The following is a 15250-nucleotide window of genomic DNA, read 5'->3' on the forward strand; positions in this document are numbered from 1 at the left end:
AGCATTGCCGCTGCAGGCAACCAGGCAAGGCCTATTCCAAAACCACGGATATGAGCCGAGGCCCTTGTGCACCGCAGTGCCGCTTTCTTCAGGCGCATTAGCGGTTGGAGCCGCGCTTGCCTCGCGGCTGCGGAGCGGCAACCGGATCCCAGCCGCGGCGCACCGGACGCGAGCCGGCGCCGCGCGATTCATCACGCGAGCGGTAGACGATATACGGGCGGAAGAAGTACGGGATCGGCGCGGAGAACACGTGGACCAGGCGGGTGAAGGGCCACAAGGCAAACAGCGCACACGCGGTAGCCACATGCAGCTGGAAGAACAGCGGGACCTCCACCATCATTTCCGGATGGGGCTGGAAGATGATCATCTGGCGGATCCACGGCGAAATGGATTCGCGGTAGGAATAGCCCGGCCCGAAGACCTGGTAGACCAGCGTGGCCAGCGTGCCGAAGCCCAAGGTGGCTCCGAGGAAGACGTACATGACCTTGTCCATGGCCGTCGTGGCCAAGAAGACGGGGCCGACGGTACGGCGGCGGTAGATCAGGATGATCAAGCCCGCTACGGTCAGAATCGCCGCTGCCGTGCCCATCCACGTAGCCCCGAGGTGGTAGATGTGCTCATTGATGCCAATGGCATACAACCATTGGCGGGGAATCAGCAGGCCCACCACATGTCCGGCAATCACCATCAGGATGCCGAAGTGGAACATCGGCGACCCCCAGCGCAGCAGGCGGTTCTCATAGGTCTGGCTCGACCGGGTGGTCCAGCCGAACTTGTCGTAGCGGTAGCGCAAGATATGTCCGACAATGAACACCGCCGCCGCCGCATATGGAAGCACCACCCACAGCAGAATCGCTGAAGTACTCATCCGTTCCCCCTCGGGCTGAATGGCGGAAGATTTCCCAGGAATGACAAACCGACCGTTTCAGTGGGCGGCCCCTCGCTGACCAAGGCCAGTACCCGCTCCTGGGTTTCCAGGTCCACTTGCGGCAGCGACAGCGTGATGCTGCGGATCAATCCAGCCCAGTGGCTGCCCATGGATTCAAGGGCCGTGCGCAGCACCTCGATGCCCTCGATATGAGAAGACAGCAGAGCCTCGGCAATCGGGTCATCGCAGCGCGCCGAGAACTCCAGCACCGCCGGCAAGTAGTCCGGCAATTCATCGGCATTGAATTCCCAACCGGTGGCCCGGTAGGCCTCCAAGAAGGTGACCAAGGCCGTGCCGCGCTTTCGAGTGTCACCGGTGGCGAAGTAGCTCAGGTACAGGCTGCACTTGCGCTTCAAGTCGAAGGTCTGCACGTACAGGCGCTGCACCTCGGTGGATCCCAGCGACCGGGCTGCTTCGATGAAGTCGCCCAGCAGCTGCGCAATAGGCGCCGGAACACTGCCCAGGTGGGTTTCGAGTTCATCGAGCCGCGCGAACCACTGCTGGTCGGGATAATCGAGCAGCAGCGAGACGAGCATGTGCACCCGGGCACGCTCGGCGCGCTTCATGGCCACCGGCTCCAGGGTGCCGGCAAGCCTGCGGCGCGGGGTGGCACGGTTGAACAATCGCGGGATCATTTGCCATCCTCTGGTGGGAACAGGCCTTCAGGGGTGCCATTGCCATCCCAGTTCAGCAGGTTGACCCGGCCCGGGCTGGACGGACGGTCCGAGGTCTGGCGGTTCTTCAGCGAATGGAAGTTCTCCACCGCCACCGGAACCGACTCGCCCGAGGAGGAGCCGAACGGACCGGCCCCGCCCATGCCAGGACCGCCCTCGAAGTCCAGTGAGCAGCCCATTTCCTCAAGGTCGTGTGCCTGCTCGGCGTGGGCCGGCGGAATAACATAGCGTTCCTCGTACTTGGCGATGGCCAGCAACCGGTACATCTCTTCCATCTGCGGCCCGCTCATGCCCACCGCTTCGGTGATCGACTCGTCGCGGTGATCGGACATGGACACCCCGCGCATGTAGGAGCGCATGGCGGCCAGCTTGCGCAGCGAAAGATCCACCGGGGCGGGGTCTCCTGCGGAGAACAGCTCGGCTAAGTAACCAATCGGGATGCGTAGCTTGTCGATGGCGGCAAAGAGGTTATCCGCATCTTCGCCGTCATTTCCGGTATTGGTGACCACGTCCACCACAGGGGATAGCGGCGGGATGTACCAGACCATCGGCATGGTGCGGTACTCGGGGTGCAGCGGCAATGCGATCTCGTAGTCGCGGATCAGCTTCCAGATGGGGCTGGCCTGGGCCGACTCGATCCAGTCCTCGGGAATGCCGCCGGCCCGTGCAGCCTCAATCACCGCAGGGTCGTGCGGGTCAAGCAGCACGCCGCGCTGGGCGTCGAGCAGATCGTGCTCGTCTTCGACGCTGGCAGCCGCGGCCACCGCGTCGGCATCGTAGAGCACCAGGCCGAGGTAGCGCAGGCGTCCCACGCAGGTTTCGGCGCAGACCGTGGGCAGCCCCACCTCGATGCGCGGGTAGCAGAACGTACACTTCTCGGCCTTGCCCGTGCGGTGGTTGAAGTACACCTTCTTGTAGGGGCAGCCCGAAACGCACATGCGCCAGCCGCGGCAGGCATCCTGGTCCACCAGCACGATACCGTCCTCGGCGCGCTTGTACATTGCACCCGAAGGGCAGGAAGCCACGCAGGAAGGGTTCAGGCAGTGCTCGCAGATGCGCGGCAGGTAGAACATGAAGGCTTTCTCGTACTCGGCCTTCACCTCTTCGCTCATCTTGGCCAGCAACGGATCCTGGTCCATGGTCTCCAGCGAACCGCCCAGGTTGTCATCCCAGTTGGCGGACCAGCCGATCTTCATGTCCTTGCCGGTGAGCAGCGACTTCGGGGTTGCCACCGGGGTGTGCTCGCCAGAGGGCGAGTTCAGCAGCATGTCGTAGTCGTAGGTCCACGGCTCGTAGTAGTCGTGGATCTCGGGCAGCTTCGGGTTGGAGAAGATGCGGCTGAGCTTCTTGAAGCGGCCGCCATCGCGCAGCTTCAGCCGCCCGCGCTTGTTCAGCGTCCAGCCGCCGCGCCACTTCTCCTGGTCTTCGTAGGTGCGCGGGTAGCCGACCCCGGGACGGGTTTCGACATTGTTGAACCACACGTATTCCACGCCGGTGCGGTTGGTCCACGCCTGCTTGCACGTCACCGAGCAGGTGTGGCAGCCGATGCACTTGTCCAGGTTCATCACCATGGACATCTGGGCCATGACCTTCATCGGTACTGTACCTCCTGGTTGCGGCGGCGGATCGTGGTGACCTCATCGCGCTGGTTTCCGGTGGGGCCGAGGTAATTGAAGGCCCAGGCCAGCTGGCCGTAGCCTCCGATCAGATGGCTTGGTTTCATCAGGATGCGCGTGAGCGAGTTGTGGATGCCGCCGCGCTTGCCGCTGGTTTCGGCCAGCGGCACGTCCACGGTACGGTCCTTGGCGTGGTACATGTACACCGTGCCCTCGGGCATGCGGTGCGAGACGATGGCGCGGGCTACCACTACGCCGTTGCGGTTGTAGGACTCGATCCACTCGTTATCGCGCACCCCAATCTTCTCCGCGTCCTGCGGCGACATCCAGATGGTGGGGCCGCCACGGGAAAGCGAGAGCATGAACAGGTTGTCCTGGTACTCGGAGTGGATGGACCACTTGGAGTGCGGGGTCAGATAGCGCACCGCCACTTCGGCATTGCCAGACTCGTGCATGCTGGTGGTGCCCAGCTTCGCGTCGTTGAACAACCGGTGCATATCCAGCGGCGGACGGTAGATCGGCAGGTTCTCACCCAGCTCCAACATCCAGTCATGATCCAGGTAGAAGTGCATGCGCCCGGTCAGCGTGTGGAATGGCTTCAGATGCTCCACGTTGATGGCGAACGCGGTATAGCGCCGCCCGCCGTGCTCGGAGCCGGACCACTCCGGGGAGGTGATTACGCTGCGCGGCTGAACCTGCACATCATGGAAGGAGATCCGCGAACCCTCATGCTCCTCGGAGAGGAAAGCCATCTTCTGCCCGGTGTGCTCTTCGAGCTGGCGGAAGCCAGCGGTCGCCAAACGCCCATTGGAGGTGCCCGAGAAGGCAAGGATCATCTCGCAGGCCTTCTTGTCGGTATCCAGCAGCACCGCGCCGGTGGAAGAGACGCCGTTGACATGCTTGAGCGTTTCGATCTCCGGGGCCACCTGGTAGTTGATGCCCTTGGTGACCATGCCCAGCTTTTCGGTCAAGGGACCCAGAGTGCTCCACTGCGCATAGAGGTTCGGATAGTCGCGCTCCACGACCTTCAGCTTGGCCATGGTCAGCCCCGGCACCAATGGTGCGCCGCTGGCAACCTGGCCCTTGACGGTGGCCATGGCATCGGGGGTGTCATGCTGAAGCGGGGTAGCGACCATGTCCTTGCGCTTGCCCAAATGCTTGGCGGCGTACTGCCCGAAGCGCTTGGCCATCTGCCCGAACAGCTCGAAGTCGGTCTTGGTCTGCCACGGCGGGGCGATGGCAGGGTTGAAAGAGTTGATGAACGGGTGCATGTCCGTGGAGGATAAATCGTACTTCTCATACCAGGTGGCGGCCGGGAAGACCAGGTCGGAGAACAAGGTGGTGCTGGTCATGCGGAAATCCGCGGTGGCCAGCAAGTCCAGCTTTCCTTCCGGGGCTTCATCATGCCAGACCATGTCCACCGGGCGGTGGCCTTCGGCGGCTTCCGGGGCGCGCACCGACGCGTCGGTGCCCAAAAGGTGCTTGAGGAAGTACTCATTGCCCTTGCCGGAGGAACCGAGGATGTTCGCGCGCCAGATCAGCGCCACGCGTGGGAAGTTCTCCGGTGAATCCGGGTCCTCGCAGGCGTAGGCCAGCGTCTTGTCTTTCAGCGAATCCACCACATGCTGCACCGGGTCCTTGCCGGTCGCCTCGGCCTCGTCCACCAGATCCAGCGGGTTACGGTTGAATGTCGGGTAGTCCGGCATCCATCCGCGCTTGATCGAATCAACCAGGCAGTCCGCGGTGGTACGCCCGTCGAATTGACCCTTGGCCAGCGGGGATGCCAGCTGGTTGGCCGGCAGCCCGTCGTAGCGCCACTGATCGGTGGACAGGTACCAGAAGGCGGTGCCGATGGTGTGGCGTGGCGGACGGTTCCAGTCACCGGCCGAGGCATATTGCTGGTAGCCGGTGAGCGGACGGACCTTTTCCTGACCCACATAGTGGGCCCAGCCCCCGCCATTCACGCCTTGGCAACCGGTCATCATGGTCAGCGCCAGAAAGGTGCGGTAGATGGTGTCGGAGTGGAACCAGTGGTTGGTGCCGGCCCCCATCAGGATCATCGAGCGGCCGCCGGATTTCTCCGCTGTGTCGGCGAATTCGCGGGCAATACGGATGGCCTGCTCCGGAGGGACACCGGTGTGCTCTTCCTGCCAGCCCGGGGTGCCCGGGGTGCTGGCATCCATGAAGTCCGCCGGCCACTGGCCGGGCAGAGGCTCGCGGCCCACGCCGTATTGGGCGAGCATCAGGTCGAAGACCGTGGTCAGCGTCTTGCCGGCGAGCTGCACTACCGGCACTCCGCGCTGCACCACGCCCGAGCCGCCGGCGTGCTCCTGGCCCGGCTCGGGAGTTAAATCGAAGCGTGGAAGGCTGATTTCGGCTGCTGCGCCGTCCCAGTTTTCCAGATCCATGACAGATAAGGCAGGGGTGATGTCTCCCAGATCAAGGTTCCATTGGCCCTTGTCCTTCTCAGAGTAACGGTGTCCCAGGGTGCCGCGGGGGACGCGGGCGGTGCCACTGATGTCCAGTAAGGCGGGCTTGAAATCGGCATTGTCTTCGGCCGACAGCCCCAGATCTTCCGCGGTGAGGAACTTGCCGGGCACCAGGGTGCCGGTAGCCGTATCGATCTCCACCAGGAAGGGGGAGTCGGTATAGCTGCGCATGTAGTCCTCGAAAGGCTTGGTGCGCTTGTCGACGTAGTGTTCCTTGAGGATCACATGCCCCATGGACAGGCCCAGGGCCGCATCGGTGCCTGGCTGCAAAGCCACCCACTCGTCGGCGAATTTGGTGTTATCGGTGTAATCGGGGGAGACCGTGACGACCTTGGTGCCCTTGTAGCGCGCCTCGGCCATGAAGTGCGTGTCAGGGGTGCGTGTGACCGGGACGTTGGAGCCCCACATGATCAGGTACTGCGAGTTCCACCAGTCAGCGGATTCGGGCACGTCGGTCTGGTCGCCGAAGACCTGCGGGCTGGCCACCGGCAGGTCGGCATACCAGTCGTAGAAGGAGAGCATGGTGCCACCGATGAGATTCATGTATCGCGAACCCGCGCCGTGCGAAACCATAGACATGGCAGGGATCGGGGAGAACCCGGCAATGCGGTCCGGACCGTACTTCTTCACCGAGTAGACCTGGGCTGCCGTGGATATTTCCAGTGCTTCGTCCCAGGTGGTGCGGATCAGCCCACCCTTGCCGCGGGCTTTCTTGTAGCGCTTGGCCTTGGATGGATCCTCGACGATCGATGCCCAGGCATCTACGGGATCCGGATGCTCTTTCTTGGCTGTGCGGTACAGGTCAGCCAGCACGTCGCGGATGTAGGGGAAACGCACGCGCGTTGGGGAGTAGGTGTACCAGCTGAACGCCGCTCCGCGCGGGCAGCCGCGCGGTTCGTATTCCGGAGAGTCAGGTCCCACGGAAGGATAATCGGTCTGCTGGGTTTCCCAGGTGATGATGCCGTCTTTGACGTAGACCTTCCACGAGCAAGAGCCGGTGCAGTTCACCCCGTGAGTTGAACGCACCACCTTGTCGTGCGACCACCGGTCGCGATAGAAGACATCGCCCGTGCGTCCGCCGGAGAGAAACATTGCTCGCAAATCTTCACTGGTTTCACCGCGGCGAAGGAACTTTCCCATCGCGAGCAGTGAATCAGCTAGCGGTCCGTCGGTTGCCGGTTGTGTGTGGTTGGGCCGATCGCTCATTGCTGGCTCTTTCTAACAGTGGTTAGTCTTCCAAGCTTCGTCCTTTGGGTCGCAGGTTTCAAGACTGTTTCTCAAAATTATTCTTAATATCTTTCCCAGTCACAACGTAGATATGGCGGTCACAGTTCAAAAACGGTTCTGAAAAAGCATTGACCCCGGCGCGTTAAACCCGTGCCAGCACTGCCAGAATGTTAATTTTGGAAGCATGCGCACCCCACAACTCACAGACGAAGAACGCCGGCTACTCAAAGACTACAAAGCCAATGCACCGCACAAACTCGTAGTGAAAAAGGCCGAAGCGTTACTCTTGCTTTCTCGGGACGTTGCCCCAGAAATCGTTGCTGAATTCGTGGACCGAGAACCCTCAACTTTGCATGACTGGGTGATAGATTGGCACCAGCAACGCATGGCTTCCCTCTATACAGGACACGCCGGAAACCTGAACCGCAGCTTCCTCACCGAAGGCCAACGAGAAGCTGTCACAGTGGTCCTCTCCCAACCGCCAGGAGACGAGTATCTTCCGGCGCAGTTCTGGGATGTTCCGAAACTGGATCACTGGTTATCGACCACGTTCAACATCGAGTACGCCTCCAATTCCTCGTACCATTTCCTGCTGCGCATGGCTGGACTCTCGTTTCACAAGCCGGAGAAGTTTGACCGGCGGCGTGCCGACGAAAAAGCTATTGACCTTCGGGTGAAAGAAATCCGCGAAGAACTCACTGGTCCGTTGGCTGAAGAGAACACGCTGGTGTTCGCGGCGGATGAGGTGCGTATCGATCAGGAAGCAGTGGTGCGCAAGGCCTGGTACAAGAAGAACACTAAAACTGTGTTTAAAGTGGACCGGAAGACGGCTTCCCAGTCGTTTATCGGGTTCCTGAATCAGAACACCGGTGACTGCACCACCCTGCGTTTAGATTGGCAGAACAGCACCACCATCCTAGAAGCGGTGCAAATGCTGGTGGGCCTGAATCCGGGGAAGAAAATCGTCATTGTGTGGGATAACGCTTCGTGGCATAAGAACAAGTTGATCCAGGCAGAACTGGCCTCGGGGCAGAGTTTGCAGGATGTTCATTTGATCAATTTCCCGCCCTATGCTCCGGATCATAACCCGATTGAGCATGTGTGGAATGATGCGAAGAACGCGATCAGTAATGTGCAGCGTGATGTTTTTGATTCTACGGTTGCGGCGTTTGAAGCGCATATCGGTTCACGGGTGTTTGATTACAAGATCTGACTGGCTGGTGACCGTTTTTGAAAAATCAGAGCCATAACCTACTGCCAAGTCACTTCCATTTCTACCGGGGAGAGGAATGGACTGCGATTTGAAAGGTCGATTGGCCATGGAGGGTTTCAATGAGTACAAGAACCACAGCAGCGACTGACATGCAGGCATTTGACCTTCGCGGGGGATTGTTCCAATTAGTGGGGCCCACCCTTGCCAGCGCCGTGGGTTTCTGGGCATGGATGCTTATTTCCCCAATTCAGCGTTTTCACGCCGAAGGAATGGACCTCAGCGAGGGGCAAGTCTCCTTGATGCTGGCCACTGCGGTGCTGGTGGGCGCCATCGGGCGTATCTTCACCGGTGCACTGACCGACAGGTTCGGTGCTCGGAGGATGTTCACCGTAATGCTCCTGGCTACGGTGCCGGCGGTATTGCTGGTGGCGCTCGCCGGAAGCCTTGGAAGTTTCGCGCTGCTGATCGTCGCCGGCATCTACTTGGGCATCGGCGGGTTGATTTTCGCTGTTGGTATCCGCCGCGCAGCCAAGGCTTGTGCGAGCAACTAGGGGTCAGGAGGCCCAACCCGTTCACGGTAAACTCGTGAACTATGGCTATCGGCGCGACAATACAAACTTTTGAAGTCCAACTGGCTGATGTGGATCGCGGTGTTTACGAGGATCTTTCATTGCGGGTGGCACAGCACCCCTCGGAAACCGACGCCTATCTGATCACCCGTGTTCTGGCCTACGCGCTGGAGTTTGAAGAGGGCATCATCTTCTCCGCAGGTGGAGTCTCTACCGGCGAAGAACCAGCGGTGATGATTAAGGATCTAACCGGAGACATTTTGGCCTGGATTGAGGTCGGTGCACCGGATGCCGCTCGTCTGCATTTAGGAAGTAAAAAAGCCGACCGGACCGCCGTATATACCCACCGCGAACCAGCAAAGTTGTTGGCCTCGTGGAAAGGAAAGACGATCTACCAAGCGCAGGACATTGTGGTTCGCTCCTTTGACCCGCGCTTCATTGACTCTGCTGCCAAGGAGCTGACTCGGCGCAATACCATGTCAGTCTCGGTCACCGAAGGGCAGATCTATCTTGAAATCAACGACACGAATCTTGAGACTGAGATTCACCAGCACCAGATCGGCTAAGTACCGGTGGAGCGTTCCGTTTCGGTGCCTGCTCCGGGCAGCGAAACGCGCCTCCAGCCTCTAAGTCCTCCGGCGAATTCACTGAGTGGTTTTGAACGAAAAAACCCCGGTTCCTTTTATTTCTAAGGGGAACCGGGGTATTTCTTAGTGGCGGTGACGGTGGGATTTGAACCCACGGTACGGGGTTACCGTACACAACATTTCGAGTGTTGCACCTTCGGCCGCTCGGACACGTCACCAGACCTGATAACTCTATAACGAACCTTTAGAGAACACCAAAACGAAAGGGGTCCAATGCGCAGTTAGTGGTTCGAAACACATTGTAGGTTGGGATTAGGTGCGTTTGGAAAGGAAAAAATCGCGCAATAGTTGTGCGCATTCTTCTTCTTTCACCTGGGGATAGACCTCAACCCAGTGGTTCAGTCGTGGTTCTCTCACGATGTCAAAGACGGAACCGCATGCCCCGGCTTTCGCATCCCAGGCTCCGAAGACCAAACGCGGGATGCGTGCGAGCACAATTGCCCCGGCACACATGGCACAGGGTTCTAAAGTGACTACGAGGGTGCAGTCTTCCAGTCGCCACCCGTCAGCGTTGCCTTCTGCCTGTAGCGCCTTTACCGCATTTCGGATGGCCAGGACCTCGGCATGCGCCGTGGGATCTGAGCCGGCTTCGCGTTCGTTGCGGCCGGTGGAGAGCAGCTTGCCTTCGGGGGAGATGATGATCGCGCCGATAGGGACATCGTCGGTCTTTAATGCGGCTCGTGCCTCCGCCAAGGCCAGATCCATCCAACTGTTATGTACGTGCTCCATAGTGCTTTTACTTTACGTGATCTGGCCGGAGCAGGAACCACTTCGCTAGATCGCGACGAAGAAAATGTGCCGGCAGAGTAGTTCCAGCAAGCAAATATTCGCTGATTCCTGTTTACTTGGGCACATCAACGAGTTTTTCCGCCGGAATTTCGGGCTTTTCTCTCGTTTGCGGGCCCGGTGGGCTGATAGATTTCTACCTATGCGCGTACAGGTAGTCGACCACCCATTGGTGGCACACAAGGTTTCAGTTCTTCGAGACAAAAACACTCCGTCCCCGATTTTTCGTCAGCTGACCGACGAACTGGTCACCCTGCTGGCCTATGAAGCAACCCGTGAGGTGAAGACCGAGGAAGTTCAGGTCGTCACCCCGGTAGCCACCACTACGGGTATTACTTTTGCTAAGCCCACCCCATTGGTGGTTCCAATCCTGCGTGCGGGTTTGGGCATGCTCGAAGGCATGACCCGTTTGGTACCTACCGCCGAGGTTGGTTTCTTGGGCATGGCCCGTAACGAAGAAACCCTGGATATCATCACCTACGCAGACCGCGTCCCGAATGACCTGACCGGTCGTCAGGTCTTTGTGCTGGATCCGATGCTGGCCACCGGCGGCACCCTGGCCGAGGCAATTAAGTTCATCTTCGCCCGAGGCGCCGAATCGGTGACCTGCATCTGCCTGATCGCAGCTCCGGAAGGCGTTGAACGTCTGAAGGAAATCCACGGCGGCGACGATCGCGTTCACATCGTGCTGGCAGCCATGGACGAGAAGCTCGACGAGAAGTCTTACATCATCCCGGGTCTGGGAGATGCTGGTGACCGCCTCTACGGTGTCACCGCACCCATCGCCTAAGCTAAATCCACTTATCCGAGGGTTTCTGGTTTGTCGCTGGCTGGCATTTCGTCGGCCAGCGGCAACCGCACCTCGAAGAGCGTATTACCGGGCTGAGAAGTCACCGTAATGGTGCCGTGGTGCGCTTCGACAATACTTTTAGCAATCGGCAAACCCAGACCGGTGGTGCCGTCGGAGCCCGAACGCGCCTTATCTGCGCGGGTAAACCGTTCAAACACCTTGGGTAAGAAGTCTTCAGAGATCCCCTCACCGGTGTCATGTACTTGCAAGACAGCTTCGTTATTTTCCGGGTCTTGACCCACACTAACGGTCACACTGTTACCCGCCGAAGTGTGTTTGCGGGCGTTGGCCAGCAGGTTTGTAATCACCCTACGTAGCGACGACGAGTCGGCGTCAACAAACGTTCCCGGCGCCTGGCACTCAAATTCCCATTGATGATCATCCGAGGTGGCTTTAAAGTCCTCGGTGATGTCCGCAGTCAGTACGCAGAGATCTAAACGTTTCATAGTGAACGAGTTTTCTTCATCTAAACGGGCCAACAGCAATAGGTTTTCCACTAAGGAACCCATGCGGTGGCTTTGTTGCAGTACCCGGTCCACGGAGCGACGACCGTCCGGCGAGAAATGTTCGGTGGCGGAGAGCAACTCGGTGTATCCACGAATTGCTGACAGGGGGGTACGCAGCTCGTGGGATGCATCGGCCACAAATTGGCGCATTTGATCTTGGGATTTTTCGCGTGCGGTCAGTGCGGTCGACACGTTGTCGAGCATGGCATTGAGCGCACGTCCCACATTCCCGACCTCGGTGCCTGGCACCGCATCGGCTATGGCCACACGCTGAGTCAGCTCCACTTTGCCTGAATCAAGTTCTTCGGCGGCCACGGAGGACGCTACCGCGGCTACACGTTTTAATGGTGCCAAGGAGCGGCTAATTAGCCAGGTTCCTACCAAGCCTGTACCAAGCACTAAGCTAATCGCGATGAACAACGTCAGCCAGGCCATTTCAAGCAGAGTGCGATCGGTGGAGTCCAGTGGTAGGCCAACGATGAGCACGCCGCCGGAACCAGGATCGGGAACAGCCGAGAGTAGATAGTCTCCCACGGACAAGGAACGTCGCACGGGCTCAGAGTTCACGTCGATGGTCACGAGATGGATCGCATCATCCTGGGTGAGCATCACTCGTTCGCCGTGTTGATCGAGCACATCGCCGGAGAAAACATAGCGGTCCACAAATCGGGCGGTGAGCGTACCCGCGGCTTGGCCGGGGGCATACAGGCGTTGATCGGGCCGAGCTAGGCCGACCGAGTAGCTGCTGGCGCGTTCGACGGAGGCGTTGAGTTGTTCATGCAGCTGGTCCATGAGCGTTTGGCGCATGCCGGCGTTGTAGAGCAAGCCGAGTAGCACGCAGACGGCAGTCAGCGAACCGAGCAGAATAATCAGCAGCTTTCGCTGTAATGCGTGGGGTGAGCTGGGCCTTAGGCCGGTGTGAAACGAACTCATGCAGCAGGCTTGAGGACGTAGCCCACGCCACGCACCGTGTGGATCATCGATTCGGCATCAACATCGATCTTCTTGCGCAGGTAGGAGATGTACAGCTCGACGATATTTGCTTGGCCGTCAAAATCGTAATGCCAGACATTATCTAAAATCTGCGACTTGGAAACGACTCGGCGAGCGTTATTCATGAGGTAGCTCAGTAGATCAAACTCCGTGGCGGTGAGCGAGATGGAACGCCCGGCGCGCGAGACATCGTGTGAGTCAAGGTTTAGCACCAGATCTCCTACTACCAGTTCTGCAGAGTCAGCGGTCGAAGCGCCAGAGCGCTCCACCAGACGGTGAAGACGGATCAGAACTTCTTCGAGGCTGAAGGGTTTAGCCACGTAGTCGTCGGCACCGGCGCCAAGGCCTTCAATGCGATCTTCTACAGCATCTTTGGCGGTAAGGAATAAGACTGGAACCTCGGGGAGATAGGTGCGTACCTTACGCAGCACCTCCGGTCCGTCGTAGCCCGGGAGCATCCAGTCTAAGACCAACACGTCGGGGGATAGCGAACGCGCGGTAGCCACAGCTTCGGGGCCATCATGCGCCATCGTTGCTTCCCAGCCGAGCATGCGGGTTCCCATAGCAACTAGTTCCGCCAATGACGGTTCATCGTCCACCACGAGGACTTTGATGGGAGTGCCATCTGGGTGGGTGAGTCGAGGTAGTTGGGCGGGAGAAAATCGTGAATCGTTCATGTTAACCAGCTTCTCCTATTGCCATAGGGCTTCTTTATGTTTTAGCTGTGCAAATCCTATGCTTCCAAGTCGAGTTTATGCAGGAAAAACCCATTCAGTAAACGGATAATTTGGTCAAGGGGCAACTTCTGCGAATGTTTGAACCGTGGACCGCCGTACCGGCTGAATGATTATTCACAGCCATGAATGACATAGTCAAACTGCCAACTTCCTGTGTTGGAGTTGATCAATACGCTTAGTTAAGCGCTTAGATTTCCGAGAAATGACTAAAGTGCGCTCCGTCACTTTTGGACACATTCGTCTCACATAGTGAACAGCGGCGACCTTTGTTACTTGCAAGTTTCGAATGTTACGGGGAATACTTGTTGTGTGAGTACGGCGCAGATCAACAACAGCAGTCAGAGTCAAGGCCCTGACGGTACGCTTGCGTGCTGTTGTCGAATGCTCGGCGTCGGTGAAGTTGAGTGGGAAAGCTAAAGAAAAAAAGCTGTCTAACTCAGAGGCATCGACGGGAAACCCAACTGCTGTTCGTGAATGAAGGTCATGGGCGGCGCAAGCAAAACCCGAAGCATTAACGCCAAATCACTTGGCCTTCGCACAAAAAGGAAGTCATCATGTCGGCTGGATCCGGATACGTACACGTTTCAATTCGCAACGCTCAGAATCGAGCTGCGGCGGCGCAACGCGCAGCCGCCGGTAGCGGAAGCTATGCCCCTGCGGGCTACCGTCCACTGCGCGCGGTCAACAACGTTCATGAGACACGTGAACCGATGCATCAGGCCTCCAGTGCGCCAGTGCAGACCGCGGGTACGCCAAGCGTAGACACCAGCGCTCGCGGCTTTGTCCTTTACGTCGGACTAGACGAGGCTGCAGCTCAGGCACAGGGTACTTCACTAGGCAAGCTCGCAACTCAGGTTCGCGCATTCTTAGCTACCCTGTCTCCACAGGCGCAGACCCATGCGGCAGTAGCGCTGGCACCGACCAGTGCACAGGGTGAGCCAATTGACGTAGTTCGTCAAGCACTGGGTGATCCGACTTTGTCGCGCCGCCCTCGTGCCGAAGCGCGCCCAAGCGCACCTCGTCCATCTGGCGTACTGATCGACCTGTCCCGTCGCGAGGTTTACCTTGACGGTGAAACGCTGAACCTGACCTTCAAGGAATTTGAACTACTGAACTTCTTGGTGGAAAACGGGACCCGCACCGTGGGACGTGAAGAACTGCTGGAAAACCTGTGGCGCAATGCCGAGGAGATCCCAAACGAGCGAACCATTGACGTGCACATCCGCCGTCTGCGTTCGAAGTTGGGCCGTCTGGCTAACACCGTGCGCACCGTACGCGGCCAGGGTTACCGTTTCTACGAGCACCCAGAGGTTGTCGTCTGGGCAGCCCCGGAATACTCCATCTAAGTAGATCTTTTATCGCCGAGGCGAGTGAACCGCAAGGTTTACTCGCCTCGGTCGTTTAACCGCAACACGTCTAAGCTTGAGCTATGAATACTGTGCAACGGCGTCGACTGATACTCATGCGTCACGGAAAGTCTGATTACCCTTTAGGTATCAGTGATCATGACCGACCGCTGGCGGCTCGCGGTCACCGGGAAGCACCGTTGGCTGGAGCCTGGTTGGTGGAAAACGACCTGATTCCTGATTACATTATTTGTTCAGACGCCTTGCGTGCCCGCTCGACCTGCGCCTGGGTGCTGTCGGAGCTGGGGGAAAAGGGGCCCACCCCATATGTCGACTCACGAGTTTATGGAGCTGGAGTGTCGGCGCTATGTTCCATCGTCAACGAGGTGCCAGATACCGTCTCGACATTGCTAGTCATTGGGCATCAACCAATTTTGCAAGAACTTGCCCTGCGTTTAGCTTCGGCGCAATCCGACGAGGAAGCAGTGTATGAATTGGCCATGAACTATCCCACCTTGGGTACCACGGTGTTAGAGACCGAGAATTCTTACTCGCATTTGGACGCACGTGATGCGCGGGTCACACATTTTAATGTCCCGCGCTAAGCATGAGAACATTCTCATCAAGTATTTTCAAAGATCCAAGTCAAGTGGATAATCCACGATGGTC

Annotated in this window: 13 protein-coding genes and 1 tRNA gene; 6 read left to right on the forward strand and 8 right to left on the reverse strand. The window is 58.6% G+C overall.

Going from position 1 to position 15250, the window contains the following annotated elements:
* Window positions 1-97 precede the first annotated feature (97 nt).
* Genes narI through IEX04_RS16980 form a run of 4 tightly spaced genes read right to left on the reverse strand, consistent with a single transcriptional unit; the run spans window position 98 to window position 6913 of the window.
* The gene (narI, locus tag IEX04_RS16965; RefSeq protein WP_188687303.1) at window positions 98-868 is read right to left on the reverse strand and encodes a respiratory nitrate reductase subunit gamma; all 771 of its coding nucleotides are present in this window, start codon (window positions 866-868) and stop codon (window positions 98-100) included.
* Window positions 865-1563, reverse strand: coding sequence for a nitrate reductase molybdenum cofactor assembly chaperone (gene narJ, locus IEX04_RS16970; protein WP_188687304.1), 699 nt, complete (start codon window positions 1561-1563; stop codon window positions 865-867). Before narJ ends, narI begins: the two co-directional genes overlap by 4 nt.
* Window positions 1560-3197 carry a nitrate reductase subunit beta gene (gene narH / locus IEX04_RS16975; RefSeq protein ID WP_188687305.1) on the reverse strand — a complete coding sequence of 546 codons (1638 nt, stop codon included), beginning with the start codon at window positions 3195-3197 and terminating at the stop codon, window positions 1560-1562. Before narH ends, narJ begins: the two co-directional genes overlap by 4 nt.
* Window positions 3194-6913, reverse strand: coding sequence for a nitrate reductase subunit alpha (locus IEX04_RS16980; protein WP_188687306.1), 3720 nt, complete (start codon window positions 6911-6913; stop codon window positions 3194-3196). Before IEX04_RS16980 ends, narH begins: the two co-directional genes overlap by 4 nt.
* Before the next feature lie 205 nt (window positions 6914-7118).
* Here IEX04_RS16980 and IEX04_RS16985 point away from each other — a divergent pair, with 205 nt between their 5' ends.
* The 3 genes from IEX04_RS16985 (at window position 7119) to IEX04_RS16995 (ending at window position 9282) form a co-directional block, all read left to right on the forward strand.
* Window positions 7119-8147, forward strand: coding sequence for an IS630 family transposase (locus tag IEX04_RS16985; RefSeq protein WP_188687307.1), 1029 nt, complete (start codon window positions 7119-7121; stop codon window positions 8145-8147).
* A 119-nt stretch (window positions 8148-8266) separates the two neighbouring features.
* Window positions 8267-8698, forward strand: a complete 432-nt coding sequence (locus tag IEX04_RS16990) for an MFS transporter (RefSeq protein ID WP_188687308.1) — start codon at window positions 8267-8269, stop codon at window positions 8696-8698.
* Window positions 8699-8739: 41 nt separating this feature from the next.
* Window positions 8740-9282 (forward strand): YaeQ family protein, encoded by a 543-nt coding sequence (locus tag IEX04_RS16995; RefSeq protein WP_188687309.1) that lies wholly within the window; start codon window positions 8740-8742, stop codon window positions 9280-9282.
* Window positions 9283-9430: 148 nt separating this feature from the next.
* Here IEX04_RS16995 and IEX04_RS17000 read toward each other — a convergent pair.
* Window positions 9431-9521 (reverse strand) — tRNA-Ser (locus IEX04_RS17000).
* 94 nt (window positions 9522-9615) lie between these two features.
* Window positions 9616-10092: a nucleoside deaminase gene (locus IEX04_RS17005; RefSeq protein WP_096254147.1), complete on the reverse strand. Its 477-nt coding sequence runs from the start codon at window positions 10090-10092 to the stop codon at window positions 9616-9618.
* 199 nt (window positions 10093-10291) lie between these two features.
* On the opposite strand from IEX04_RS17005, the gene upp reads away from it, so the two are divergent.
* Complete coding sequence (upp, locus tag IEX04_RS17010) at window positions 10292-10939, forward strand: uracil phosphoribosyltransferase (protein ID WP_096254149.1); 648 nt, start codon at window positions 10292-10294, stop codon at window positions 10937-10939.
* An 11-nt stretch (window positions 10940-10950) separates the two neighbouring features.
* Here upp and IEX04_RS17015 read toward each other — a convergent pair whose 3' ends face one another.
* Together IEX04_RS17015 and IEX04_RS17020 are read right to left on the reverse strand one after the other, a co-directional pair.
* Complete coding sequence (locus IEX04_RS17015; RefSeq protein WP_188687310.1) at window positions 10951-12438, reverse strand: sensor histidine kinase; 1488 nt, start codon at window positions 12436-12438, stop codon at window positions 10951-10953.
* Window positions 12435-13175 (reverse strand): response regulator transcription factor, encoded by a 741-nt coding sequence (locus tag IEX04_RS17020; RefSeq protein WP_096254153.1) that lies wholly within the window; start codon window positions 13173-13175, stop codon window positions 12435-12437. The genes IEX04_RS17015 and IEX04_RS17020 overlap by 4 nt, the downstream gene beginning before the upstream one ends.
* Window positions 13176-13789: 614 nt before the next feature.
* Between IEX04_RS17020 and IEX04_RS17025 the strand changes: the two genes are divergently transcribed.
* Together IEX04_RS17025 and IEX04_RS17030 are read left to right on the forward strand one after the other, a co-directional pair.
* Complete coding sequence (locus IEX04_RS17025; RefSeq protein WP_096254155.1) at window positions 13790-14581, forward strand: winged helix-turn-helix domain-containing protein; 792 nt, start codon at window positions 13790-13792, stop codon at window positions 14579-14581.
* Between the two features lie 83 nt (window positions 14582-14664).
* Window positions 14665-15186, forward strand: a complete 522-nt coding sequence (locus tag IEX04_RS17030; RefSeq protein WP_096254157.1) for a SixA phosphatase family protein — start codon at window positions 14665-14667, stop codon at window positions 15184-15186.
* The last annotated feature ends 64 nt before the right edge of the window (window positions 15187-15250 follow it).

It is taken from the genome of Glutamicibacter ardleyensis (assembly GCF_014644555.1).
Lineage (GTDB): Bacteria > Actinomycetota > Actinomycetes > Actinomycetales > Micrococcaceae > Glutamicibacter > Glutamicibacter bergerei.